The organism is Bacillus sp. F56, from assembly GCF_001748205.1.
In the GTDB taxonomy this organism is placed as follows: Bacteria; Bacillota; Bacilli; order Bacillales; family Bacillaceae; genus Bacillus; species Bacillus stercoris.
Genome location: NZ_BDFC01000006.1, coordinates 279,181 through 305,241, shown reverse-complemented (window position 1 = coordinate 305,241; position 26,061 = coordinate 279,181). Strand labels below are relative to the sequence as shown.

At 37.2% G+C, this 26,061-nt stretch carries 20 protein-coding genes and 10 pseudogenes; 15 read left to right on the top strand and 15 right to left on the bottom strand.

The features are described from left to right. Positions 1-119 precede the first annotated feature (119 nt). The gene (locus BFW96_RS10080) at positions 120-992 is read right to left on the bottom strand and encodes a LysR family transcriptional regulator (protein WP_069839332.1); all 873 of its coding nucleotides are present in this window, start codon (positions 990-992) and stop codon (positions 120-122) included. 100 nt (positions 993-1,092) lie between these two features. Between BFW96_RS10080 and BFW96_RS10075 the strand changes: the two genes are divergently transcribed. Continuing rightward, entirely contained in the window at positions 1,093-1,971 is an 879-nt protein-coding gene (locus tag BFW96_RS10075; RefSeq protein WP_069839331.1) for a DMT family transporter, read from the top strand. A gap of 165 nt (positions 1,972-2,136) precedes the next feature. Here BFW96_RS10075 and BFW96_RS10070 read toward each other — a convergent pair whose 3' ends face one another. After that, on the bottom strand, positions 2,137-2,568 hold the full coding sequence (locus BFW96_RS10070; protein WP_069839330.1) for a hypothetical protein: 432 nt from the start codon (positions 2,566-2,568) through the stop codon (positions 2,137-2,139). Between the two features lie 370 nt (positions 2,569-2,938). On the opposite strand from BFW96_RS10070, the pseudogene BFW96_RS21480 reads away from it, so the two are divergent. Further along, positions 2,939-3,100, top strand: a pseudogene (locus BFW96_RS21480) (class A beta-lactamase); the annotation flags it as partial. 96 nt (positions 3,101-3,196) lie between these two features. On the opposite strand, the pseudogene BFW96_RS10065 reads toward BFW96_RS21480, so the two are convergent. Next, positions 3,197-3,352, bottom strand: a pseudogene (locus BFW96_RS10065) (DUF3221 domain-containing protein); the annotation flags it as partial. Between the two features lie 370 nt (positions 3,353-3,722). Here BFW96_RS10065 and BFW96_RS10055 point away from each other — a divergent pair. After that, complete coding sequence (locus tag BFW96_RS10055; RefSeq protein ID WP_040082952.1) at positions 3,723-3,986, top strand: hypothetical protein; 264 nt, start codon at positions 3,723-3,725, stop codon at positions 3,984-3,986. Between the two features lie 406 nt (positions 3,987-4,392). On the opposite strand, the gene ppsA is transcribed toward BFW96_RS10055, so the two are convergent. Beyond that, complete coding sequence (gene ppsA, locus BFW96_RS10050; protein ID WP_069839329.1) at positions 4,393-6,993, bottom strand: phosphoenolpyruvate synthase; 2,601 nt, start codon at positions 6,991-6,993, stop codon at positions 4,393-4,395. Between the two features lie 332 nt (positions 6,994-7,325). Continuing rightward, positions 7,326-7,880: an SMI1/KNR4 family protein gene (locus BFW96_RS10045; RefSeq protein ID WP_040082949.1), complete on the bottom strand. Its 555-nt coding sequence runs from the start codon at positions 7,878-7,880 to the stop codon at positions 7,326-7,328. A gap of 113 nt (positions 7,881-7,993) precedes the next feature. On the opposite strand from BFW96_RS10045, the gene BFW96_RS10040 reads away from it, so the two are divergent. Beyond that, positions 7,994-9,430, top strand: a complete 1,437-nt coding sequence (locus tag BFW96_RS10040; protein ID WP_139123533.1) for a flavin monoamine oxidase family protein — start codon at positions 7,994-7,996, stop codon at positions 9,428-9,430. Positions 9,431-9,793: 363 nt separating this feature from the next. Then, positions 9,794-12,196 (top strand): peptidase G2 autoproteolytic cleavage domain-containing protein, encoded by a 2,403-nt coding sequence (locus BFW96_RS10035; protein ID WP_069839328.1) that lies wholly within the window; start codon positions 9,794-9,796, stop codon positions 12,194-12,196. Between the two features lie 1,178 nt (positions 12,197-13,374). Here the strand turns inward: BFW96_RS10035 and xynA are convergent. After that, on the bottom strand, positions 13,375-14,016 hold the full coding sequence (xynA, locus tag BFW96_RS10030) for an endo-1,4-beta-xylanase XynA (RefSeq protein WP_069839327.1): 642 nt from the start codon (positions 14,014-14,016) through the stop codon (positions 13,375-13,377). Positions 14,017-14,327: 311 nt separating this feature from the next. Here xynA and BFW96_RS10025 point away from each other — a divergent pair. Further along, positions 14,328-14,498 (top strand): annotated as a pseudogene (locus tag BFW96_RS10025) (ATP-dependent DNA ligase); the annotation flags it as partial. Positions 14,499-14,882: 384 nt separating this feature from the next. Continuing rightward, a pseudogene (locus tag BFW96_RS21470) lies at positions 14,883-15,288 on the top strand (transposase). Positions 15,289-15,423: 135 nt separating this feature from the next. Here BFW96_RS21470 and BFW96_RS10015 read toward each other — a convergent pair. From BFW96_RS10015 to BFW96_RS21040, 5 genes and pseudogenes are all read right to left on the bottom strand, one after another. After that, positions 15,424-16,713 carry a Na+/H+ antiporter NhaC family protein gene (locus BFW96_RS10015; RefSeq protein ID WP_069839325.1) on the bottom strand — a complete coding sequence of 430 codons (1,290 nt, stop codon included), beginning with the start codon at positions 16,711-16,713 and terminating at the stop codon, positions 15,424-15,426. 478 nt (positions 16,714-17,191) lie between these two features. Then, positions 17,192-17,554, bottom strand: a complete 363-nt coding sequence (locus BFW96_RS10005; RefSeq protein WP_069839440.1) for a hypothetical protein — start codon at positions 17,552-17,554, stop codon at positions 17,192-17,194. 90 nt (positions 17,555-17,644) lie between these two features. Beyond that, positions 17,645-17,794 (bottom strand): hypothetical protein, encoded by a 150-nt coding sequence (locus BFW96_RS21650; RefSeq protein WP_159427645.1) that lies wholly within the window; start codon positions 17,792-17,794, stop codon positions 17,645-17,647. A gap of 564 nt (positions 17,795-18,358) precedes the next feature. Continuing rightward, positions 18,359-18,673 (bottom strand): XkdW family protein, encoded by a 315-nt coding sequence (locus tag BFW96_RS09995; protein ID WP_069839323.1) that lies wholly within the window; start codon positions 18,671-18,673, stop codon positions 18,359-18,361. A gap of 91 nt (positions 18,674-18,764) precedes the next feature. After that, positions 18,765-19,128, bottom strand: a pseudogene (locus BFW96_RS21040) (hypothetical protein). Positions 19,129-19,200: 72 nt separating this feature from the next. On the opposite strand from BFW96_RS21040, the gene BFW96_RS21865 reads away from it, so the two are divergent. Continuing rightward, positions 19,201-19,434 (top strand): hypothetical protein, encoded by a 234-nt coding sequence (locus BFW96_RS21865; protein WP_082032992.1) that lies wholly within the window; start codon positions 19,201-19,203, stop codon positions 19,432-19,434. A 38-nt stretch (positions 19,435-19,472) separates the two neighbouring features. On the opposite strand, the gene BFW96_RS09990 is transcribed toward BFW96_RS21865, so the two are convergent. Beyond that, positions 19,473-19,994 (bottom strand): hypothetical protein, encoded by a 522-nt coding sequence (locus tag BFW96_RS09990; protein WP_069839322.1) that lies wholly within the window; start codon positions 19,992-19,994, stop codon positions 19,473-19,475. 256 nt (positions 19,995-20,250) lie between these two features. Between BFW96_RS09990 and BFW96_RS09985 the strand changes: the two are divergent. Further along, a pseudogene (locus BFW96_RS09985) lies at positions 20,251-20,927 on the top strand (SOS response-associated peptidase). A gap of 69 nt (positions 20,928-20,996) precedes the next feature. After that, positions 20,997-21,089: pseudogene (locus BFW96_RS21860) on the top strand (ATP-dependent DNA ligase); the annotation flags it as partial. An 87-nt stretch (positions 21,090-21,176) separates the two neighbouring features. Here the strand turns inward: BFW96_RS21860 and BFW96_RS09975 are convergent. Both BFW96_RS09975 and BFW96_RS09970 read right to left on the bottom strand, forming a co-directional pair. After that, positions 21,177-22,100, bottom strand: a complete 924-nt coding sequence (locus BFW96_RS09975; protein ID WP_069839321.1) for a cysteine peptidase family C39 domain-containing protein — start codon at positions 22,098-22,100, stop codon at positions 21,177-21,179. A gap of 59 nt (positions 22,101-22,159) precedes the next feature. After that, a pseudogene (locus BFW96_RS09970) lies at positions 22,160-22,328 on the bottom strand (hypothetical protein); the annotation flags it as partial. Between the two features lie 144 nt (positions 22,329-22,472). On the opposite strand from BFW96_RS09970, the pseudogene BFW96_RS21855 reads away from it, so the two are divergent. Further along, positions 22,473-22,691, top strand: a pseudogene (locus BFW96_RS21855) (hypothetical protein). 10 nt (positions 22,692-22,701) lie between these two features. Here the strand turns inward: BFW96_RS21855 and BFW96_RS09960 are convergent. Further along, positions 22,702-22,931, bottom strand: a pseudogene (locus BFW96_RS09960) (hypothetical protein); the annotation flags it as partial. A gap of 427 nt (positions 22,932-23,358) precedes the next feature. Here BFW96_RS09960 and BFW96_RS09955 point away from each other — a divergent pair. From BFW96_RS09955 to phrK, 4 genes are all read left to right on the top strand, one after another. Further along, positions 23,359-23,733: a YoqO family protein gene (locus BFW96_RS09955; RefSeq protein WP_069839319.1), complete on the top strand. Its 375-nt coding sequence runs from the start codon at positions 23,359-23,361 to the stop codon at positions 23,731-23,733. Positions 23,734-24,543: 810 nt separating this feature from the next. Continuing rightward, positions 24,544-24,636: a phage holin gene (locus tag BFW96_RS21030; RefSeq protein WP_234698031.1), complete on the top strand. Its 93-nt coding sequence runs from the start codon at positions 24,544-24,546 to the stop codon at positions 24,634-24,636. 180 nt (positions 24,637-24,816) lie between these two features. Then, the gene (gene rapK / locus BFW96_RS09950; protein ID WP_069839318.1) at positions 24,817-25,932 is read left to right on the top strand and encodes a response regulator aspartate phosphatase RapK; all 1,116 of its coding nucleotides are present in this window, start codon (positions 24,817-24,819) and stop codon (positions 25,930-25,932) included. Further along, positions 25,929-26,051 (top strand): phosphatase RapK inhibitor PhrK, encoded by a 123-nt coding sequence (gene phrK / locus BFW96_RS09945; RefSeq protein ID WP_069839317.1) that lies wholly within the window; start codon positions 25,929-25,931, stop codon positions 26,049-26,051. Before rapK ends, phrK begins: the two co-directional genes overlap by 4 nt. The last annotated feature ends 10 nt before the right edge of the window (positions 26,052-26,061 follow it).

Below are 26,061 nucleotides of genomic sequence, written 5' to 3'. Positions count from 1 at the left end.
TGGCGTACAAGACTCCAGCTAAAAAGAAAAGCAACGTTCAAATGTGTTGCTTTTCTTTTTTGTCACTCTGCCTGCGGGTATCCATCTTCTTCAAACTTCGTCGCACCACGAGAACTGATTCAGATTACAACTGCTTTCAACGCCTTGACAAACTCATGCGCCGCCGGCGTTATCTCTTCAAATGAATGTGCGATGACGCCGATATCGCGTGTGATCCTAGGAAAAATGTCCTTTTTACTTAATTGATGCGGGACGGATGAAAGTGTAAAGTTTGAAATAATGCCTATGCCCAAGTTGTTTTTGACCATATTAATCAAGGTTTCGGCATTTTGCACAGTCAAGTTTTCCTTTAATTCGATGTTGTATTGCGAAAATGCGTTTGACATCGCGATTTCATGACCGCCTTTACAGAAAATGAGGTCATCTTGATATGTTTCAAGGTTGACATGCTTTTCCTGTTTTAATTCATCACGCTGCGGCGGGATGACGGCCACCATATAGTCGTTACACAATAGCTGATTTTCAAATGGTTCAAATGGAGATGCTGCGATTCCAATATCAACCGTCCGATCCTCAACCCATCCTTTTATTTGGTCAGAGGTTCCCTCGATCAAATCGATGCGGATCAACGGGTAGTTTGATCTGAATGCCGCAATCGCCTGGGGCATGATATTTGTTGAAACTGCAGGAAATGAACCAATTTTCACCTTCCCGTTTAACAGCTTGTTTTCCCGGTTGGCTATTTGATATATTTTGCTTTCAATTCCCTTCATTTGCCTCGCCAGCAGCAAAATTTCTTTTCCGACGTCAGTCAGCATTAAACCATGATGTTTATCCCTGATCAATAATTTGAGCTGCAGCGAGCTCTCCAGGTTTTTTATCGCTTTGCTTACCGCCGGCTGAGAGATGAACAATTCTTTTGCCGCTTCTGTAATATTCAATTTCTCCCCGACTTTTACAAATATGTGAAGATGGTTCATGTTCATAACCATTTGGTTATACCTCCGATAATAAAAATGTATTTCAGTTATATACAAATGTAACATATGATAGAAACCAGCACGATATTTAAACAAGAAAGGCGGATTCATCATGGTAAAAGTCATGTTGGGAATCTTATCTGTCACATTTATTTGGGGTTATACTTGGGTTGCAATGAAAGTAGGAATTCATGACATCCCCCCGCTTTTATTTTCGGCTTTGCGCCTGTTCATCGGAGCGGTTCCATTATTTCTCATTCTCTTCATTCAAAGAAAAAAGCTTTCAATTCAAAAAGAACATCTCAAAAGCTATATCATCATGAGCCTGCTGATGGGGCTGGGTTATATGGGGATCTTAACGTATGGAATGCAGTTTGTCGATTCAGGAAAAACCTCTGTTTTGGTATATACGATGCCCATATTTGTTACGGTGCTCAGCCATTTTACATTAAATGAGAAAATGAATGCGTATAAAACGATCGGACTGGTCTGCGGTTTCTTCGGACTGTTATTTATATTTGGAAAGGAAATGCTTGCTATCGATCAAAGCGCTTTATTTGGAGAGCTGTGCGTCCTTGCGGCAGCGCTTAGCTGGGGAATCGCGAATGTGTTCAGTAAGCTACAATTCAAGCATATCGATGTTATTCATATGAATGCCTGGCAACTTATGATGGGGGCCGTCATGTTATTGGTGTTTTCCTTTATATTTGAGCCGGTCCCTTCAGCCGAGTGGACATATCAGGCGGTATGGTCATTGCTGTTTAATGGCTTGCTTTCCACCGGCTTTACCTTTGTCGTATGGTTTTGGGTGCTCAATCAAATCGAAGCGTCAAAAGCATCCATGGCATTAATGTTTGTTCCCGTATTGGCCCTATTTTTTGGATGGCTGCAATTGCACGAACAGATCACCATCAACATTATCCTCGGCGCACTGCTGATATGCTGCGGCATCTTTATGAATACATTTACATTTTCACGACGAAAAATGTGAATGGACAGAGGGTACACTTTTTTTACGATTTGTGCCTCGTGTGACAGGAGACGGCTGTCTTTTAAAATCCTGCCGGCAGCCTATTAAACAATAAAAAAAGCTAATATCTGCATGTGAGACATTAGCTTTTTTTATTGGCGTTTAGGTTGCCAAAATTCTTTTTTATTACCATTCCGGCTGATCAAACTGAAAACCGTATAGACCTTTTACTTTAACCTCTCCGCAATCTGGATCTTTTGTTAAAATCAAATAATGAGTCTTATAAGGCATCGCCTCAACTCGATCAGTTGCACTAAAATCATAATGATCCCCTGAGAAGTTTTTTTCACTAACGGTTATTTCGTATCCCGACAAAGTCATTCGCATGATTCTTGCGTTAATTGTACATCCTTCAGTATCGAAAATGGTGAATCTGTATCCAAAGTAAGACGTCCAATGGTTTGGATTTAAATCATCAGATTTCATAAACCATTTTTCATTTTCTGTCATTGTAAAGCTCACTTTCTCCTCATCTTTCACTATAACTGCCGAAACTTCCCTTATATGAATAGTCAAAGCCAAAAGAAATGTGAAAGCTAGCATCAACATCTTTTTCAAAAGAGTTCCTCCCGATATCTTTTTGCTTCAATATATTGGAAGGATCTTTTCTGATCAAGACCGCCTTCTTCAAATGAATCTTTAGCACCATGAAATGAGCCTTAAAGAGAACAGTTTTCATCCGAATCTATTTCCTTTTTAAGAGCCAGTGAAGCTTTTATATTTAATTTGATATGTCATCTGTAGTCTATCCTGATAAATAACGGCATGTGGGTCGTAACAGCTTGTCCTCTCAACTTATTAAAATCTGAAACTTTAAAGGGGTTTGTTACACTAACTGTCATGGGAAACATTTCATTGGAAAAATATCATTTTATACCTGATTTTTTGAGGTTAATTAGAAGGCAATACAAAATCATTTGAATTAGAAGCCGGAAGTTACGGGACACGAAATGACATTGCTATCGTTGGGCCGCCTAACAGAGCTCCTATTGTTTTGGCAATCCTATCAAAGCGGTTTACGAAAGATGCAAATTATGATAATGCTCTTATTGCTGAGGCAGCTAAAGTCGTCCTTAACGACCTCAAATAAAAACACAATATTGCAATTGCTTTATCCTTTTGCCATAAAGGATAAAAGACATTACTTTTTTAAACCCCGCCGTTTATTTTTAATGAACGGTTTTTCTTCTGTATCAGTAATGAGAATTGCCCTATTATTGTCTTTAAACCCGACATAGCCGACTAGGCTCTGCGTCATTGTTTCGTCTCCGTTTTGTTCATTTTTATTGCAGCCAGCAAGGAAAATCATGAGCACTATCAAGCTTACTCCGATTTTAGGCACCTTTCTCCCTCCTCTTTAAACCTCTTTTGATCTTTAAAATAAACAACAGGATCACCCAACCCATCTACTTCTTTTTGCAATTCATAACAGCAGCATACTCCATTCTCCAATTCCTCAAACTTCTTTTTGTTCTTTCACAAATGTTTATATGTGGTTGCCTTCGACATTATCCCCTTACTCTTTTACGCTTTTAAACTTGAAGGCTCCTTCTTTGTGGATTCCAGCATAAATATACTTATCATTACTGTCGTTCACATCACGACTCCCATTAAAATCAAAATTTTCACATTTTATGATCCATTATTCACTTCTAAAACGACTTCCAATCGTTACATAATATATGTATTAATTGTAAAAGGAGTTGGTATAATTGAACATTAAGAAAATCTTATTGGGTTCTGTTTTATCCTTTGGCATGCTCATATCCGCGGTTCCCGCATTGGCTGCTGAAAATTCGCCTGAAGTTGCAGTAAAAAATGAAGAATATGATTATGACACTATATACCGCATTAGTCCTCTGCCAATGAATTTCCAGCCGACAATAGAATATAACGGTTATACTTATACGCTTACACGTCATTATTTTGATTACTCAATCGGGTTTTACACGGCTATTTATACAAAAGTTGTTTAAACTTATAAAGGAGCTTTTTAGCTCCTTTTTCTCTTGTTTTAAGCAAGGTGTTTCTTTCTATGTGGTCTTCTATCAAATACATATCAACATTCTCTGGTTTTGTTCTTTTCTTGATCTTACATGTTCTCAATACGATTGATTCACTGTTGTTCAATTTCCTTTAAAGCCGTTCTTTATATTCAACACGAACAAAAAGTAAGCTCAGTTTAAATGCTGATAATAAAAAAATTCACTTTAAAAAGTTGTCGCCCGCAAAATCGGCTTTCTCACACTACACCAATTTAAAATAAAAAGCCGGATCTCCTCTAAGAGGTTCCGGCTTTTCTTGGTACAAATGCTATTCCATCAGCTTACAGCTTCTGAGAACATGGAAAAATATCTGATAGCTCGCTACACTCATCAGCCATTATCGTATTTCAATGTAGCCTTCTGTACCATGAACGCGAATCTGTTGCCCATCTTTTATCAGTTGCGTAGCATTTTCAACGCCAACAACTGCAGGCAAGCCATATTCGCGCGCTATAACAGCTCCATGGGTCATCAGTCCACCAACTTCGGTGACCAGGCCTTCTATGGATACAAACAATGGTGTCCAGCTTGGGTCAGTAAAGGAGGTGACTAATATATCTCCATCTTCTAGATCTGCATCTTCCATGTTTAAGATGACACGTGCTCGCCCCTCTATCACTCCCGAGGAAACAGGGAGACCTGCAATTGCTCCGGCTGGGAGATTCTCTCGCTTGTATTCGCCTGTAATGATCTCACCATCAGACGTGATAACACGTGGTGGAGAAAGTTTTTCATATAATGTGTACTCGTCTTTTCGTTTGCTAATGATTTGATCATCAAGTTTATTTGTGCGTACGACTTCGTGAAGTTCTTCAAAAGTAAGATAGTATATATCTTCTTTTTCATGAATAACGCCCATTTCTACGAGTTTTTCGGCTTCTTTCAGTAAAGCCTGCTTATAAACAAAATAGCGATTAACCATTCCGTATTTTGGATATTCCCTGAACCCGCTGAAATTCCGGATGATGTCGATCATCCGTTTGGTTTCTTTGGCTTTTTGTTCACCATCGGGCAATTGCTTTAAGCGATCTAATAACTCTTGTTCTTTCTTTAAAGCCTCCTCTCGCCCTTGCTCAAATTTCCGCTGGCCGGCATTAGGCTCAAAATTTTTGATATTATTAAGAATCATCGGGACAAGTGTAGTTGGTTTTTCGCTCCATCGAGTTCTTGTAATATCAATCTCTCCGGCACATCGCATTCCGTATTTGTTCAGATAAGCATAGATCGCGTCTTGAATTTCCTGTCCATTTTCAAACCTAACCATCTCATCCAAAAAGTGATCATCTTTGACATCCTGTAAATAAGCAATTACCTCTGGATAAGGACGAATCACATCTGCGACATCCAATAGCGCAAGACCCATTTCTGACGTAATATTATGGGGTACAGATTGAGAGAGTGTATCTGCTGCGTTTTTTTCACCTAACCACTCGTTCATTTTTTCGTTAATCCATAATGAAGCATTCATAGCAGATCGAATCAGAACCGAACTTTTTGGGTTAAATAAAATCTTCTTTAATTCCTGGATATCTTCCAGAATAAAACGAAATAAATTTGATCCTGATTTCGTTTGGATGTTTTGTTTTAACTCTTCTATCGATGTTTGACTGCTCTCAATCAAATCTGACACGATTGTCGGATCGTTTTCAACTTGAGCTGGCAAATCTGCATTGCCTCTGCTGGGATTTGGTGCTGTTTTATCATTTGGTATCGATTTTATGAAATCTCGTCGCTTTATTAGAGTCATAAGTGCGTCTTTTAAGAGCTGATCGTGCTGTCCCATGCCTTTTAAGAAAACTTCTCTGCTGTCAGAAGATTCTAGTTGATGTGTGACATCAACAAATAGCCTTCCACCGGCTTTACGCATTGGTGCAGCGGTCGTCAACAGAAAAAAAGACAATCCCAGTGGTTTTATGGGATCCGTCATCATTTGTTGATGACCTACAGAAATATAGACGTGATTTTCTTGGTCACTCGCTTCAGGGATGGGGAATAAAGTAGTGATTGGACGACTCTGTACAATATAAAAAGTATCTCGGACCAAACACCATTCGATATCTTGCGGCTGGCCGAAATGAGCTTCGATCTGTCTTCCGATGCGTGCAAGCTGTAAAATTTGTTCATCAGTCAGCGTTTGAGCCTTTTGCTGATCAGGCTCGATTTGCTGTGTTTCTGTTCCGCCTTCTTTCCGTCCATAGATAGCTATTTTTTTAGTTGCTATTCTCTTATCGACGATTTGCCCATCCTGTACTTTATAACAATCGGCAGATACCAAGCCGGAGACCAGAGCTTCACCAAGTCCAAAGCCGGCATCGATGGATAACACCTTTCGGTTAGAGGTAATCGGATCAGTGGTAAATAAAATCCCCGAAGCCTGAGGGAAAACCATCCTTTGAACGATAACAGATAAATAGACTTGGCTGTGGTCGAATCCATTTTGCATGCGGTAGATTACCGCTCGATCCGTAAATAGGGAAGCCCAGCATTTGCTGATATGCTGCAAGATTGCATCGACGCCGATAATATTTAAGTAGGTATCTTGTTGACCGGCAAAAGAGGCATGTGGTAAATCTTCAGCAGTCGCACTTGAACGCACGGCATAGGCATGTTCCTCACCGAACTGGGAGAGATAGTGAGCCACTGCTTTCACAACATCGGAAGGAATATCTACTTCCATAATGATTTGCCGAATCTTCCGGCTGATGTTACCAATTTGATCTCGGTCATCAACTTTTAGCATGGCCAATTGATCCAACATCGCTCGTAACGTTTCGTTTTGTTCAATGGCTTTTTGGAATCCTCTTGTTGTAACACAAAATCCTTCTGGTACTTGTATTCCTTGAATTTTTAATAATTCTCCTAAATTTATTCCTTTTCCTCCAACGAGCGAATGCTGTGTTTTTTCAACTTCGTGTAAACCGAGAACGAAAGAACTCATTCTACATCTCCCCTTCAAAAAAATATTGACAAGAGCTTCCCAGTAGGATATAATAAAATTATAAGATGGATAACTATGACTTTTTAACTAGGAAGCGCACGTAGTGTGATTATATCACCGTGTCTGCTTTTGTGCAATATAAAAAGAACCTGGGCAATTTCACCAGGTTCTTTCTTAATTTCTGCAATTATTAGCCACATAAAAAACTTGGTTCAAACTTTGTTCGTTTAGTCCCCATTCATAAATTAGACTTATTTTTTGTGTAAGAAACTTCGAGTCATAAGTTTCGATCCTATAAACTCTATCAGTCAAAGACTGTCTTATACATAGAGCTATCTTGTTTTGTAGTAGTTTTCTGCTGTATAGAAGCGCCATTCCCAAAAAGTTGCCCCATTGGATTCTATATACCGATCTAGAAATATCTCAAAATTTAAATTTAATGGTGTATATTCCCCTATTTCTAATATGAAAAGATAGTTGGGATCCCCTTTATCCAATTTGCCTTTGTCGATCATCAAATGGCACCCTTCTAATAAGTGACCAATTGGAATACCATTGATGCCTTCAAACAAATCCTCATATTTTAATTCTTCTTCAATCTCTTCAAGGCTAAATAAATAAAGTCCTCCACCTATATTCTCCCCATCGGAAAGAATCTGAAAAATTTTCGCACCATTATGCAGTGTAATAAACTTCTTATAATCATCTGGAAGGGTAAGCTGGTGTTTAGCCTCAAAGCTTTGAATGTCATTCAGGGTTGCTTTGTCCTGTGAAAATGTAACAAGGAACTCCTTGATATCCCCTTCAGAACAAAACAATTGAATGGCTCCTTTTTCATCTAAGAGACTTTTCAAACCATTTAAAGTCTTATGAATAAAGTTAGTCAAATACATCACCCCTTTATTTCCTTTTAAACTCCAAAAGATGTAAACAGATCGTGATAGACGCTCTTTTCAGTGAATACAATGCAATAAATCCTAAAAAGAGGTGCCTCCCAAAAGTGAATTTTCTAAAGAATGATGACATGGTGAAGATCATTCGAAATGGCCTTAGTGCAACGCAGCACCCAAAGCATATTCTTGTTGTAGGAGCTGGATTGTCCGGGCTTGTATCAGCATCATTGCTGAAAAATGCCGGTCACAGAGTAACGATTCTCGAAGCGAGCGGCAGAGCGGGCGGCCGTGTCTGCACTTTGAGATCTCCCTTTAGTGGTGATTTGTATTTTAACGTTGGTCCGATGCGCATACCGAATAACCATTTGTTAACCTTAGAATATATCAAAAAATTCAAATTGCCAACAAATGTATTTATCAACAGAACCCCTCTGGACATCATTTATGCCAATGGAATCAAGACACGTCTCCACATGTTTGAACGAGCTCCTGGAATACTGGGGTACCCAGTCGCATCACATGAACAAGGGAAAACGTCTGAAGAGCTGCTGCTTTCTGTACTGCAGCCTATTCTAAATTTCATCAATCAAAATCCAGCGAGAAATTGGCGGATTGTCGAAGAACAATACAAAAATGATTCGTTAAGCTCTTTTTTGAATAGGTATTTTTCCTATGGCGTGATCGATATGATTGGTGTACTTTTGGATATGGAAGCGTATATGGGGATGTCCCTTGTTGAAGTATTGCGGGAATCCATCTTTTTTTCATCACCCGCTCACTTCTATGAGATAACAGGCGGCATGGATCTGCTTCCACACGCGTTTCTTCCCCAATTAAAAACAAACATTCTATACCATCAAAAAATGATGAAAATATCTCAGGATGAAAATCGTGTTACGATCCATTGCCAGCATCAACAATCGGCAGAATTTGCATCGTTTACAGCTGATCTCGCTATTGTAACCATTCCTTTTTCAACTTTGCGATTTGTAAAAGTCGAACCATACCATTCTTTCTCGTACTATAAACGGAGGGCCATCCGTGAGTTAAACTATATCAGTGCAACAAAAATCGGAATAGAGTTTAAAAGCCGATTTTGGGAAAAAGCCGGGCAGCGCGGCGGCAAATCTATTACTGATTTACCGATTCGTTTTTCGTATTATCCAAGCAGAAATATTGGAGCAAATGGACATGCTGTCATTCTGGCCAGCTATACATGGGCAGATGAGGCGCTGATATGGGACAGTCTTTCAGAAGGAGAGCGTATCCGGTATACTTTACTGGATTTATCTAAAATCTATGGTGATATTGTATGGTCTGAATTTGTATCAGGCGCTTCTTTCAGCTGGAGCCAGCACCCCTATTCTGCGGGGGGATTTACAGCTTTCGAACCAGGACAAGAATTAGAGCTGTATCCCTATATTCCTGTCCCTGAGGGCAGAATTCATTTCGCCGGAGAACACGCCTCACTCACTCATGCGTGGATGCAGGGCGCAATTGAATCTGGAATACGCGTTGCTGATGGGGTCAATCGCTTACCTTAGATCATGCTCACATCTAGTTAGAATTGGTTGATATAAAAAAGAAGTGATGTATTTAAACAGTCAGCGGTGAAAAAGGATGTCTGAACATTCGATTCTTTATTATTCCTGTACACGATGGAATTGTAGTCCTCCCTTTTCATCCATAATCATTAATAAATACCAAACTATAAGAAACATTTTAATTAATCATCAGGCGAACTTTCTTTCACTGTACAACATTCTTAATGTTGCTTCAATACTTTACAAATCTAAAAGGAATTTTGTAACAAATACAGAATTGAAAATATAAGCGCACAAGAGATGTCTACCCTTATCTTAAAGACAAAAACTGCGCTTATATTAAAAGAAAGAGGTGTCTTTAGAATGGTTCATTTTAAAAACTGCCCTGATCCTTCTCTAAACGCCAAATCTCACCCCGAATTAGAACATATTAAGACAAGAATGCAAAACTTTATTAAGCACTCCGTTACAGACCAAAATATCGAAGTTACTGACGCAAGGGTGACGGCCGAAGGAGAGATTACCTCTCTTTTAAAAGAACGTCTCGACAAGGAATACTATAAGCTTTTATCTAAAATCACCCGGGAAGTAAATGTGGAAGACTTTGGCGCTGTTCCAGATGGAAGAGATAATACTGAGGCTTTTCGAAAAGCAATCGGGAATGGCCGAGTCAAGGTAAACGTTCCAGCAGGAGAATATCACGTACAAGGGATTAAACTCCCCTCTTGGACAACAATTGTTGGACAAGGTAAAGGGATCACAGTGATTAAATTACATGAAGACACTCCAGCACATGAATGGGTGATTACAAATGATGATTATCAAAATGGAAATCGCAATATTTTTGTACAAGGAATGTCATTAGACTGGAATCCAAGCAGACAATGTGGTGTGAGAAACCCAGGGGGACAGTTCTCCAGTTGTTTGACTTTTGCTAAGGTTGAATATGGATGGATCAAAGATGTGGAAGCTATTAACGCAGGTCTTCATGGCATTGATATCACATCGCCAACGTATGATCATTTGCCTAATACCGATTGGACAAAAGACGGATCAAGATATATTTGGATCGATAACTGTGTGACATATGGTTCGGGAGACGACGGCATTACCACCCATTACAGTGAATACATCTTTATTTCAAACTGCCATTCAGGAAATCCTCGAGGAACAGAATTTGCAGAAGGTGTTTCAAACTCCAACGGAATAGAAATTGACGACGGCTCTAGGCATGTGTGGCTTTTAAATAACTTTACAAGTGGAAACATCCGTGGAGTTGAGGTAAAAGCCCATGAACTTTGGCCGGCCTCTCAAAACGTCCATATCATAGGGCATGTTTCTTATCGCGATGTTCGTGCGTTTGATCTTCGTCATATTGGTCACCACCAAATTACAGATCCTGAAAGCACAACAGCATACGATGTCACACTCATTGATTGTTCAGCAGTTGAACCGGTTTTTAACTCGCTTTATGATGCTGTGACACCAAGAGCATTGGTTATTTCAGCGTATAAAAATGTCAATGTAAGCGGATTCACAGCAATTGGTGATCCAGACTATGATTATAAAGGAAATCCTGTTGTGGCTTTGCAATATCGCAGTCAAAATATAACTATTAATGGCATAAAAATTCGAGGGTTTAAAAAGGCCGGCGTTGATATTAATTTATCAGGCGGATCAAATAAAACAGACTATATTAAAATTTCAAATTTCGATATTTATAAATCTGCACCTAAAGGAATTTCAATCGGTGGCGGTCTCTACAATGTGAATATTCTAAATGGAACGATGATTACTGACAATGGGACAGTTGGAATCCAGTCTCCCAATAATCAGGCCACAATTCTTGGTGTACAGTCAGAAGGTTATGGTATAGCAGCCTCAATCAAAGGTCAAGCATACCAACAAGTTCCAATCAATTTGAAAGGAGGCGTACAGCTTGCGACGACCTCTGGCTTTGCCGTAAACCAAACAAGCGCAGTTATAGCAGGTACCGGTGACATTATGGCCCGCGGAGAAAGAAATGCGGTCATCAGCTCTTCTGGAGGCTCCAGTACTGAAGGCTCTCGCGCATTAATCGCTTCTTCAAATAACGCACATCTTAAAGGAAACCATGCTTCAAGAACGATACTGTCTTCTGAAAATATTATACTTGAAGAACCATACACCGTCGCAGGAGGTCATCAATCAATGAAATGGCTTCTTGACTCTGTTGGGGGAAACGGGACGTTTGCCGGGGCAATCAGTTCTTCTTTAGGTGGATATGGAGAGTATTTTGAGAGCTCAAATGGACAGTTAATCCATACGGGTACAATCGTGACTTTAAGAGGTGAAAAGATAGCGCCCGCGAATGTGGGAGATTATATGCTTGGCGTTATTTCAGAAACTTCAGCTTTCATTTCAGGAGCCTCCAGTTTCGTCTGGCAGGGCCGTTATTTGACTAATGAGTTTGGCGGATTTATTTATGAGACAGTGACTGATAAGGAAAGCGGTGAACTCATACAAGTTCCCAAACAAAACCCAGACTACGATACAGCATTTGAGGCAAATTATCATTCACGGGCAGCAAGAGACGAGTGGCACGTAGTAGGGTTAGTAGGCCAACATTATGTGCGTATTGACGAAACTGTCAGTCAAGGTGACTATCTTACAGCACATCATGGAATAGGAACAAAAGCCACCGAAGGAAGCTGGAAAGTAATGAAAATAACCTCTGCTTACACATCAGAAAAAGGATATGGTATCGCTCTAACCGTCATCAAATAGTGGACACCAGGACAAGTTCAATATATGTTCATCCATATAATTAATAATTAGATCCTTTATCAGGTTCGTTTATTAAATAACGATAAGGAGCAGTTGTCAAAACTTATTGTTATAATATAAGTTGATTACGATAGTTAAGATTCGGAAATGGTTGAGGTTGAAAAATTCGATTAACATACAAAGCTACTATTGAAATGAGCAAATAGATATAAAGTTCGGTTTCTCCTTTAAGTATTTACAAATTGCAATTTTCATTTCCCTTCGCCCTCCATGCTATATTCAGATAGCGATGAGCAGAATTGTGTAAACCGATGTATGTGCCCTTTGCGACACAAACGAATATGGCGTGTTCAAAGAGTTATTACAAACCCTTACACATCATAGCTTATCGCTATTTGTTTTTCGTCAGGTCACGTTTTTAACAATAAAACCACCTTATCTGCTGCTTCTACTTGCATTGACAAAAGAGCATGACTGTATGTTCCTAAAATTTGCTTAATATCAGAATGACCTAACCTCTCTTGTACTATTTAGGATTTGTTCCGAAAATTAAGAGGTAAGTATTATGCGTGTGTCTTGCGTATTGTCTGATGCTGAATGATATAAAACAAAATTATGGATCGATAATAGATATACCTGCACTTTGTTTACTAATTATAAACTAAGAAAGATATAGTCAGTTTTTCAAACTAGAATATAATCCCATTCCCAAATAGATTTCTTTAAAAATCTTATTTTGATGCAAATAAAAAAAGCAGGTTATTCCCTGCGCTCACTGAATATCTCCTTTTCCAACCATATCCTTCTTATAAACCAACCTAGGTGTCACACTTTGGTATGCACTTCCCTGTAAAGAATGATAAGGTTCCCAAAAATGGCTTCCTTCATTAAGTGGGAAAACACCAGATGTGCTAAAACCATAGACTTGATACATTAACTTTGAGCAATATGTATACTGATTATCTAGGAAATTCATTGTTATTCAATCGGTCTAATAACTTTAGTTGGCTTTCCTTTATAGTCCAACCACTTGGAGAAAACCCTACCTCAAACAATACCAATATCCGAGGCATATATTAGGATTCAACTAAAAGACCATCGCCTCTTAGTAACTCACAATAACAATGATAAAGGAACGATCAGCAGCCCGTTAGCTACCCCTGATTAAAGATGATCTGTTACCACACTGTTACGTTAGAACTTCCACTACTTTGATATCCTTCTGTCGCCATGACTTGGTAAGCCCAATTACTTCCCAGATTCATTCCATGGCTCTTCCATGCGTTCACATGATTGCTGAAAGTGATTGTAGCGTTGCTTCCTGTTGGTCTCTTCGTCTGACGAACACTCCAGTACTGCGTAAAAGTAGTGTTATCGCCATCAATGGAAGGTGCGTTATAACGTGTCGTTGTATATATGTCATATGTACCTCCATCACTCTTTACAGTACCTTTATACGTTCCGGTAGGTCTGTAAGTACCCCATGAATCCACTACATAATATTCAATGAGAGGTGCTCTCGTCCAACCATATAAAGTCAAATATCCATTGCCATTCGGCGCCCAGACTCCGGCATTATAGTTTATCGTCCTAAATGGCGAACCTGTAGTCCAGCCTTTGCCAACAACGAAATTTCCGGTATTAGACCAATTAACACTGTAATTCCCGCCAGACCCATTGACGGCGTTTACTGTTCCGCCACCATCAGTCCAATTTTGCCAGTAGTCTGTGCTAGCTGCAGAGGCGGTTGCAGAAAACAAGCTTATACTCATTAAAGCTGCCGTTAATCCAACTAAAAAATTCTTTTTAAACTTAAACATTTGTTACCTCCTATAATTTTTTTCTGACTTTGACATGAGGTAGCACTTGTATATATTTAAAACATTCTAATGACTAACGCCATAGCTTTTGATCGTTCCCTTCAGTATAATACCACGAATTCACGAGTGAATATTAAAAGTATTTGTAATTTAATTACAAATACCTAAAAATCATATTATAGATGGTTTTGTTCTGCCATATTCTAATTCTTTCTTCGCAGGATCACAATTCTTGTTTCTAAATCTGATGGAGTAACATCTGTAACGAATTCCCATTGGAACCATTTCGTATAAAGGTGATATTCATGAGAGATTTTGAAATTATTGTAGCTGATCCAGGTGGTGATCTTGACTTTCAAGCTCTAATGCAACGTTTCTTGTCCAAAAAATTAGCTTATATGATTGTCGATGTTATCTATAAAGACAGTCAGTCAATTGCCTCTAAGCCGCTCACTGTGCGTAAGACAGTTTTGAATTCACTATAGTTATAGAATAACTCACGATTAATTTAGATAAAATAAGACAAGTTTTATTACGTTTTCAATCACATTATCAAAATAATCCTTGAATTCCTTCGCCCGCCATGCTTTATTGAGATGGCGATGAGCTGTATTGGGTGAGCCGGTGTACATGCCCTTTGCGGCACACACGAATGTGGTGTGTTCAAAGAGGTATGACAAAGCCTTACACAGCGCAGTTCATCGTTTTTTTATTTCGTCAGGTCACATGTTAAGACACGATTTGGTTTTCAAGTAGAAGCCGTCGCTCTTGATTCCGGATATTTAACGACTCCGATCTGTAAAGGATTATCTGACCGCCAAATCTTTGGTGTCATCGCACATAGACGTTATCACTCTATCCGAGGCTTGTGTCCAAAATGGAAATTTCATTATGACAGTGAACAAGACAGATACATTTGTCCAAATCACCAAACACTTACATACTCAACAACTGACCGAAAAGGCTACCGATCATACAAATCAAATCCTGAAATATGTTTCGCATGCCCGCTGCTTGAAAACTGTACGAAATCAAAGAATCGGCAGAAAGTGATTACTCGGCATGTATGGGAAGAGCTTGTCTGTTTCAGGAAAAAACCTCTACAAAAAAAGAAAAGAAAAAATAGAGTTAAGCTTTGCAGATTCAAAACAGCTGCATGGGCTTCGCTATTGCAGGTTGAGGGGAAAACGAAATGTGAGTGAACAAGTTCTCCTCACAGCCGCATGCCAGAACATGAAGAAGATTGCCACATACCTAGCCAAGCAGGGCTAGGCATGTGGGAGCGCTTTTTCTGCATCTCTGAAACCTGATGAATATCTAAAGAAACTGTATAAAACAAAAAAAGCTTGTAGAAAAAACATCGTTTTCTCTACAAGCTGAAGGTACCATTTGGTACTTTTTTTATCTTCACTTCGTATTTCTTGTAAATTTTGGAATTTCAAATATAATTGCTATGATGCCACAGATCCCGATTAAAACAGGATAGAAGGAGTAATGCAAGATGCTGACGGGTGAAACATTTCCAAACTTCCCGGCCGATAACATCTGCGCTCCATAAGGAATTAAACCTTGTATCATGCAGGAAAAGATATCTAAGATACTTGCCGACTTTCGATTGTCTATTTTAAATTCATCAGAGATATTTTTGGCAATCGGCCCGGCTGTAATAATAGCAATCGTATTATTGGCAGTAGCTAGGTTAGTAACGCTGACCAATCCGGCAATACCGGCTTCAGCACCTTTTTTCGAATGGATTTTTTTAGAAATGACTCCCAGTAAAAAGTCAATCCCGCCGTTTTGTTTCATGACACCGACCATTCCGCCAATTAACATTGAAAGGACGATAAGATCAGACATTCCGGCAATTCCATCTGTAATTGCTTTAAAATAAGACTCAAGCGTTAAGCTGCCGCTTACAAACCCTATAATTCCTGTTAAGATCAATCCGCCAAAAATGACAGCCACCACATTAAAACCAATTAACGCAAAGACTAACACGGCAACATAAGGAAGTACTTTAAACCAGCTGTAAGATTCAGCTCCAGTATGTCCTATGTGTCCTGTCGGTATAAAAAATAATAAAATGATAGTTATGATAGCAGCAGGCAAAACGATCAAAAAATTCGTTTTAAATTTATCCATCATTTGTGTTTTTTGTGAACGTACTGCCGCGATGGTGGTGTCCGAAATAAAAGAAAGATTATCTCCAAACATAGCTCCGCCGACAACAGCTGCAATTGCGACTGCAGAAGACAAGCCCAGTTCTCCACTCATACCAGTGCTAATTGGAGCAACTGCCGCAATCGTCCCCATTGATGTTCCCATCGAAACAGAAATAAAACAAGCAATGATAAAAAGCCCTGGCAGTATAAACTGCTGCGGAATAATGCTCAAAGCAAGGTTGACGGTTGAGTGTACTGCTCCCATCGCTTCAGCTGCAGAAGCAAAAGCACCTGCTAATATAAAAATGATAACCATAATAATAATATCAGGATGTCCCGCACCGGAAGCAAACCATTCAATTTTCTGATTGAGCGATTGCTTCTGGTTAAATGATAGCGCGAAAGCTGATGCTATAATTGCCGCAATCAATATTGGTAATTTATAGAAATCTCCAGTCAATACACCAGAGCCGACAAAAAGACCTACAAATAAAACTAGCGGCAATAGCGCCCAAGGATTTCCATTCTGTTTCATCTAAGTAGCCACCTCTAATTTCAATATCAAAACCGTTAAACATAGTCTAAACAACATTCCATACTTTAAAAGGCTACAGTAAAAAAGTCAAGCTGAAAAATAGTATTAGTATTTATTAAATTAATAACAGAAAAGAAAGAAGGATTATTCAAGGTGAGGAAAAAACACTCTTATCAACAGATTATTTGGAAAGTACAATATGCAAATACAACTGTTTGATGAGGTGTGTTTAAGCGGGAATATCTAAAAATTAAAACTTTTTTATTAAACTTTGGGGAAGTTGGCAACAACGATATTCGGCAGAAAACACAGTAAGGAAAGGGTTCATACCCTTCCTCTATATGCACCAACTCAATCTGCGGTCGTAGCAACTGTTATTCAAACAAGACAAAACAATTTCAGAGAATATGAGAAGAATTTACAAGAAAATGATTTCAATAAGAAAAACGCCCAGCACTTTATTAAACTGGTCCCTGTTTTATATGTAAATTGAATTTTTATAAGCATTAATTGCTTCGTTTCGCAACAGCATATTATCTTTATTAACCATGCCTAAGTTGTAAGCTTTTTTGATCATATCTAATAACTGCGAATCCAATGCAGAAAGGCTGTCTCCACCATTTAATCTTGATTTCCAATAATCTAAAGACTTATTTAGGTCAAGTGAGCTTTTTTTATTCTCGGGTTCTACTACCTCATTTTTCTCAAGTTTTTCACAGAATTCACTAAAACCAATGGATGAAGGAGTTGGATTATTCCCTCCATACCCTTCTGTAGCCAAGCTGCAAAATGCTAAGAATTTTGGATCATAAATAAGTTCACTTGAGTTTACATTTACCAACCTAATCACAATCCTTTCATGCTTTTTATAATTATAGAGCACCCTTTCCATCTTTTTCATATGTTAGATATCGACAATTTCTCAAATGATTTAATATCTGTGCCAAAAGGTTATAGAGCCACCAAAGTGATCTCGATAGTGACTAACTTTCATTTTTGGTTTATAACTCTTTGATTTTAAGTAGTCGGCAATTTCTTCAGCGCCAAATTCTTGACCTATTTTACCTCTTTCTTTAAACACACTCTAAACCTCACAATGAATAAAATAATTATTTTATTACTATTATACTATAATTCCCCATAGTTCCAATAAACAAAAAGCAGTCAATTCAGATCTGCTTCTTAGTGTTTTCATCCTTTAACTTTTTGTTTAGTTTGAACCCAATTAAGACGTTGACAATCGCAGCGGGAAAATATAAAATCCCTGCACCCATTATTCCTAACGCGGTACTTGAACCCACTATAAACGCCTGTATTTCTGTGTTTCTTGACTTCAAGCTAAGTAATACGAGGAGGCCAGCTAAAACACCCATAAGCCGTGCAATACCTGGAATAAAGAAATCTGTCAGGATTCCAAATAATTGCCCTATAATTGATAGCACAACCCCGAAAAAGCTGGACAATAAAACTAAATTTTTAATGGCATTTCACCCCTTTTTAAAGCCGCTTCCATTCAACATACCCAAACCGCTTTTGAAACAGTTTTATGTTCTTCGGGTATATAAGCTGACAGATTAACTATTCTTTCGATTTCAAAATAAAATTATCATTTTTAATATAAAAAGCCCCTATAAGGGACTCTTTGTTAGTTTGTTCCTTCAACCTTACTCGTTAAGTAAGCCACTTGTTTTTCTAAATCAGCAACTCTTTCTTCAAGAGTTTTTGGCTTAGGCGCATTTTTCTTCTCTTCAAGCTCAATTGCTGCTTTTTCAATTTCCTCTATTGTAGGAATAGGTTCACTTTTTCTCCAAGCAGTAAAGATATGTCTCCCGTTATCATTTACAAATTCCCAATGATAAGATTCGTCTGAATGAGGGAACATATACATTAAAACTTCCGGAAGAATCGATCCATGAATATTCCAAATTTCTGATACGTCTTGACCAACTTTAAACTCCACAAAAACATCTCCTCAATTATCAAACTCTTCTATATTCTATCATATTTTCATTATATAGGTAAAGAGTTTACTATAATTAAACAATTTCACTTCACAGCCACATATCTATTGTTTGCAATGTAAAGCCGTCAGGCAGCTTCTTCATTTCACATTAACATTGAACCTCTTGCCGACTGTTCTATGTACAATAACTAACTCTTCTACATTAAAGTAACGTACAATGGCCTCATCAAATACAATTGGCTGATTAACCACGTATCCTCTTTTAATGCTCTGTTAAACAAATAAGGGTCATTTTTATACAGCTCATATAGAACATTGGCTTATTATTCATTTTTGTTTCTAGGCAGTTCAAAATTAATCAACGGTATGCATAAGTCTTTGTCTGATAAATTTAATTTGTTTCTAAAGTATTTAAATGCTTCATCCTGTTCTTTAGAAATAATGTTTAACATTTTTCCATTCTCCTTTTTATATAATGTTTTAATACAAACTAAATTGGGTAAAAATTTGTAGAGGTGATTTCTTTGAATAATGATCATAAAGTTACGCATTACTCTTCATTTATTTTTTCAACAATCATGGTTTTGCTGGTTGCCATCTTTCCAGAATACACTTCTTGGTTTGTAACAGTTTTCTTCTTGGGTTTTGCACTTATCTATACATTCCAAAAACATAGAACAAGTTCGTCAAAAGCACTTTCTTATATTTCGTATTTTTTATTCATCGTTTCATTGACTTACACTTTAGTTAATATGTAATAATAATCCTCCCTTGTGGGAGGATTATTTGTTTAAACTTATTTCTCAGCTGCTTTTGGGCCACCTGTATCAGTAATGATAAAGCTATCTGATCCAATTTTCTTCTTACGATCTTTGTCTTCATAAATTGTAACATTGTGGCGTGTCATTAGTGTCGCACCGGCCATTTTAAACTCTTTACGATCTTTAAAATAAACAACAGGATATTCGCCTAGAATAATCATATTTGCTAATCCGGCTAAATAGGAAGACCATCCACCTGAAGGAAGGTTTAATGCAAATCCTAGAGTCTGAACAACTGCAGCTAAGGAATATTTTTCGAACTTTGTGCTTCCATACTCAGTTCCTGCTGATTCCCAGTCATCAGCAGTTGCTTCAATGTTTTGACTATTAAACCTTGAAGCTGTTTTAACTACATTAACTGGTTGATTAACACTTAATATAGTTGTATGGTTGTTTCTAGCTTCTTCTTTAGCTTCTGCTCCAGTCGCAAAAGGTGAAAACAGTCCACCAATGACCAGCGCTCCAACAATACCTACCTTACAGATTGTAGAGTTCAAGGTAATCCTCCTCCAAATGTAAAATTGTGTACATTCGGTTATTACCCCACATTTATCCATTTAAACTATAAAGTGAGATTTTTCAACTAGTCTGACTTAATCACTCATATATTTATTCCATTAAATAAAAGGTCAATTAAAGGTTGTCTGTTTCCTGCAAAACTAATAAATACATCCAGATTAAAGCTATGCTTCTAGTTGGGTAAAATAGTGACTGTTTATGTATAGATAACAACTTTTTAAATGGATGATGAATATGTGTGGCAGGTTTACTTTATTTTCTGAGTTTGATGACATCATCGAGCAATTCAACATAGATCAATTCTTACCTGAAGGTAGAATATCCCCAAGCTATAATGTAGCTCCTTCACAAAACATCCTGACAAATCATTAACGATGGATCCAATAACCGTCTGGGCAAGCTTAGATGGGGCCTTATCCCTCCTTGGGCTAAAGTTGAAAAGATCGGATACAAGATGATTAATGCTCGTGCCGAAACACTGGCCGAGAAACCAAGCTTTCGAAAGCCACTTGTCAGCAAACGTTGTATCATACCCGCTGACAGTTTTTATGAATGGAAACGTCTTGACCCAAAGACTAAGATTCCTATGCGGATTAAGCTTAAATCATCTAATCTCTTTGCTTTTGCTGGTCTTATATGAAAAGTGGAACACGCCAGAAGGGAATCCGTTGTACACTTGCACAATCATTACAATAAAGCCTAATGAGCTTATGGAAGACATTCATGATCGGATGCCGGTTATCCTTACTGATGAGAACGAAAAGGAATGGCTCAACCCTAAAAATACTGATCCTGATTATCTACAAAGCTTACTGCAGCCTTATGATGCTGATAACATGGAAGCATACCAGGTTTCATCTTTAGTGAATTCACCTAAAAACAATTCACCTGAGCTCATTGAACCCCATTAAGTACCACTGCCAGATCGCTTTATATATCACCTTCTCTTAGCTAATATGTTCTAAGTAGGAGCTGATATTTTGTTTATATCGCCAATGCTATTGCTTTCAATAAAAGGGCCATTTGACGACGAGAACTATATCACTGAGCTTAAATTATCAAGACTAAAATTAAGGGCTCATACCTAGTTGATATATATAATATGTATTGAGACCTTTATTTAACAAACGCCCCGTTTGTTAAAGTGGAAATCTCTATAATTAATAGCCGACCTTTAAAATTTCCAATCTAAAATTATCCTCTAAATCGGCTAGCTTCATTAACTTCTCCGATATACCTTTCCAATCTTTATTTACAGACATAGAATGGCACATACCAAACACCTTAGCCTGTTCAGTCTTCAACACTGATAAATGTGGATGCCTACCTTTAAAATACACTGCATAATCGTTGGCCCTTCTTGTACTTAATTGGAAAAGGAAGAATGTTGTATGCCCTATAGTATCAGCTGTAATAGAGGCATTTAATAATTGATCAGCATAAAAACAAATTGCTCCCCTTCCAATTAATCCCATATCCACTTTTTCGAATTCCCGATAAGTTCTCTTAAAATAATCAATAGCTCTCTCGTATATTTCGTTATTGTCTAATGTGACAACCTTTTTTGCTGTAGACCAATATTTATTGATTCCTTTCCTATACGGAATCCTTTCCGCCATCCAAGCCTTCTTAAATTGGTCCAGTGATAATGGAACAAATGGAAAGCCAGCTGGATCTTGCACATAAATATTTTCATTATCCATTTGGTAACCTAGAACATAATGGTCAGAACCATTTAAATTTTTATGATTCGGATGGTATGTTAGCTCCCCCATATCTAAAGGACCTAGAATGACAGGATTTTGTTTGATTTGCTGTTTTAATAACGGAAATGGGTCATCTAAGTCACTAGCTTGCTGATGTTCTTCTGCAGTAAATCCAAGGATGTTTAAAGCGTAATTGATACCATCATCAGGATCTCTCATACTAAAATAAAGGTTTTTTTCATTTTCTATCATCGCACCTAACCCAACACCAGTTAATATTTCTACAAGTTGAGGAGATACATTTTCTCCTATTGATGAAAGAAACATTGCAGTTGAATTTGAATAACAGTAATGGCCATTTCCTATATACATTAACATCACCTCCAGGTAGATAAATTAACCTTACAATTTTGAAAATTGAAAATCCATATTAAATTAGCTCTGTTCTCGTACTCATCATCCGGATCATTTTTATCAACAATTATGATCTTCTCGCCAACCCCCGTTTTACCATCTACCTCTACGTATTTCGCGCTTGATACCGCTTAGTGTTTCGTCAACCAGTACGTGAATCTTTACATTTGCGTTCGCTTTAGTCTCCGTCATTTACTGCACCCTTTATATTTTTTTATGTTTTTTCAATTCTTTTTTAGATTTTCATATTGGATTTCACTCTTTTATTTATAGAGGTGTGTCATACACATGCCATCTAAGAGAGATAGGACATTTTTGTCTCGGAGGTGAAATCTAATGAATTTTCTTCTGGATCTTTTCACAAATTGGACTTTTGAAAAAGTCCTGGATTATATGTTTGCTTTTGCAATTTGGTTTGTATTTAAATCCAGATCAAAGCAGAATAAATATTATTTCGAGAAAAGACGCCGCTATAGAGATTAACAACCCCTTCTGCGATCGTTATCGATGCGTGTACTTTTACCGATAACGATCCATCCTTATATGTTTAGTTAAAAACTATCTTTTATTCAATCTCTATATTCAACCCAGTTGCTCCCACTTTAATTTCCCTCATCTCTCCAATCTGTGGCATATATAAATGATTCTTTTCATTCACCGAAACAATTTCACCCTTCCAACACCGTTTTGCACAAAGACTTTTGTCCCAATTGGTAAAGTTCGAAGATCTGCGTTCTCTATGTATTCTTCTTCCTCTCTATACACCTCTCCTCGTTCAGCAACTCTCCTTTTAGTTCTGCTCCCTCATCAATTATTTTCGAATCCACTCAATAGCATCATCATAGTCTTCCTCAATTTCTTGCAACTCTGTTAGGACTTCCTTAGACAGCTCACTATTTTCTTTTATTTTCTTCTAGATACATCTAAAACATATGATTCTGCAATATATGGGAGGTATACAGAATAGCGCTCTGCGTTTTCCTACCGAGCTTCGACCCATTCATAATCACCGACTATCCAAAACCGTGATGCAGCTTGACCGTCAATGTCTTGAGTTTCCAACTCATTCTGTACTCTTTTAAAAACTGAATATCTTGATCCATTCGTTACCCCTAGTTTAATTAAAATCACGATTTTAAGTTAACTTTAAAGTACATTGTCTTGAGAAATTCCCCTTCAATTGGTAAGCTGGCACCTAGGATCATACAAAGCAGGTGATGTTTTGAATAAAATAATCGGAATAATTGGATTAATTATTTCCTTAATTGTGCAAGGGTTTTCAGCAAGTGGTTCGTTGACTCATGAGATTGCTATGGCTTGTCTATTTGTATTCCTAATAATTTATAATTTTGAACATGCTAAGGATTTCTCTAAAAAATCTCTAATTGTTTTAGGAGCAATCTTTATAGCTCTAATGCTAGGTATTTATCAACTCATTTCCTTTACCGGTGATTACTTTGATAGGCTTAACTTAAATATTGGACTTATCATCTTACTTGAAATCGCTTTGATTGTTGTTTTGGTATCTATTGCAGTAAATTTAATGAAGTTCATTGCGAACCGGTTAAGGAAAAAACCTCATGGTAAAGAGTTTTAACTCTTTGCCTTGTAGTCTCTTATATATGGAATCAAATGCTTTCCCTAATTCCTTCTCTTCTGTTACCGCTGAGTAATAACGATTACTTGGCCATATCTTATATTGCATATAAAGTTTAGTCAGTCGAGATCATTGAGGGATTAAAATATGGCCAAATAAAAAAACGATGGATTCTCCATTTCTATTAAATAGACAAGGTTGAATATAGAGTACTTCACTCAGAACATTTTGCTTATTAGTGTTCGTATTAATTTTTCCTGTTACGATAATGATCAAAAAACAGAGTTATCTATCCCATTTCAAGCTAGAAATTATTCTGCTTTTTTTAAAAATATTCTTGATTTTCACTTATATATCCATAAAGCATTCGAGCATAAACCTTATATGGAACTGAAATGCAGGTATAATACTTATTATAATTCAACTACCAATATGTGGGATTCTGTTAACATCCAAATACTCAAAAGCAAGAACATAAGTACCCATAGTACTTCCATTTCCACACCCTTTCCAAATTTTCATTTTCCTAATTTCACATTAAATCGTCCTTTTTCACATCGTAATCGTTATCGTAAAAGCCTATAGTATCAACGTTTTTCCTTCTCGAAATTTTACCATTTTTATCAATATCTCCTTAAAACAACCGCTTTTCCCTACTCCCGCTTATGTTTTACGATCGTTTATCCCCTATTCACTAATTAAAGTATCAAAAATCCTTATATTTACTGTCTTTTTTTAGTTCATTATAAATTTTTACGATAAGCATGTTATTCGTGTACGATATACAACTTAACTGTAATTGGCGACAATTTGACTGAGAAATTTAATGCACTTCTAACTTTTTTAACTGCAATGGGTATCATTGTTGACCCAACAACTCAAGATATTTCTGATAGTGAATAAGCAATGGATTATGATTCACCAAGATAACTCCCCTACCCTTCTTTTGATTGAGGAGGGTATTTTTTCGTTTTTTCAAATGAAAAAATCGCAGAAAACTTTACATCCTTTTACAATTTTTTCAATGAATATGTTATGATTTTCTTCGAGAGATTTTTGAAATTTTCAGAAAGAGGGGTTTAAATGAGTAAGATCGCTTCTGAAGTTGTCGCTACTACACTGAATGACTGGTACATTGCTATAAAAAAACAAAAGGTTGATGAATCAATAAAATATTATTCAGAGATAAAGAAACTTTTTGATGAAATGGAAGAAGATCAAGAGGTTCTTGCGTATTATAGTCTATTAGAAGAAAGACATAAAATGTTGCTGCATTCCTCACGAGGAGAACCTTTACAAATGCACACCTATTTCACTGAAGACAATCAAAACTTCATTAAAAAAACAAATGACAAATTAGAATACAACTTTTATTTATTTGAAGCAATGTATGAGGCATACAACAAAAACTATGATCGAGCAATTAACCTATATGGATTAGCTGAGAAAAAGCTTGCAGAAATTCCAGATGAAATTGAAGCAGCTGAATTTTACTCTAAAGTCTCTTACTTATACACTCTTGTTAAACAAAGCATTGTGGCACAACACTATATAAAAAATGCAATTTCAATATATAAGCGACACCCTGATTATAAATGCAAACTAGCTACTTCAACAATGATTGCAGCTGCAAACTATGCTGATATTAAGCGATTTGCGGAAGCAGAAAAATATTATTTAGAAGCAATTGATATTGCAAAAGAAACAAAAGATGAATTTTTGAAAGCTCAATTATATCACAACCTCAGTATCGTTTATTCGGATTGGAACAAACCTGATAAATGCATTGAATCTCTTGAAAAAGCAATAGGAAATGAATCTTGGTTAAATTCTATTTATTATATAAATTCATTATTCATGATGATTAAAGAACTCTTTAAAATTGACGAAAAAATGAAAGCCATTAATTTTTACAATAAAGCACAGGAAAGACTCATATTAATGGAGAATAAAGTATACGAAGCCAAAATCAGCATCCTGTATAACCTTTATTGTGGGGAGTTAAAAAATAATTTCAATAATTGTATTAGTAATATTGAGTTCTTAAAACAGCAAAATGAACTTGAAAGTGTAGATGAATTGTCCTACATAGCTGCAAAAAGGTTTGAATCAATAGGTGCTTTTGAAGAAGCAACGAGCTTTTTCAATGCGAAAATTTGGGCTGAACAGAAAATGAATCAGGTGGAGGGAATCTTATGAAAAAACTTGTGCTTTGCGTATCTATTTTAGCTGTGATTTTAAGTGGATTAGCTTTAACGCAATTGAGTACAGATTCACCATCTAACATCCAGGTAGCTGAAAGGCCTGTCGGAGGTTAAAAAAGGTTGA

Excerpts from the sequence above, each read along its gene's own strand:
- BFW96_RS10080 (WP_069839332.1), bottom strand. The coding sequence starts at position 992 with ATGGTTATGAACATGAACCATCTTCACATATTTGTAAAAGTCGGGGAG.
- BFW96_RS10075 (WP_069839331.1), top strand. The coding sequence starts at position 1,093 with ATGGTAAAAGTCATGTTGGGAATCTTATCTGTCACATTTATTTGGGGT.
- ppsA (WP_069839329.1), bottom strand. The coding sequence starts at position 6,993 with ATGAGTTCTTTCGTTCTCGGTTTACACGAAGTTGAAAAAACACAGCAT.
- BFW96_RS10035 (WP_069839328.1), top strand. The coding sequence starts at position 9,794 with ATGGTTCATTTTAAAAACTGCCCTGATCCTTCTCTAAACGCCAAATCT.
- xynA (WP_069839327.1), bottom strand. The coding sequence starts at position 14,016 with ATGTTTAAGTTTAAAAAGAATTTTTTAGTTGGATTAACGGCAGCTTTA.
- BFW96_RS10015 (WP_069839325.1), bottom strand. The coding sequence starts at position 16,713 with ATGAAACAGAATGGAAATCCTTGGGCGCTATTGCCGCTAGTTTTATTT.
- BFW96_RS09975 (WP_069839321.1), bottom strand. The coding sequence starts at position 22,100 with ATGTTAATGTATATAGGAAATGGCCATTACTGTTATTCAAATTCAACT.
- rapK (WP_069839318.1), top strand. The coding sequence starts at position 24,817 with ATGAGTAAGATCGCTTCTGAAGTTGTCGCTACTACACTGAATGACTGG.
- phrK (WP_069839317.1), top strand. The coding sequence starts at position 25,929 with ATGAAAAAACTTGTGCTTTGCGTATCTATTTTAGCTGTGATTTTAAGT.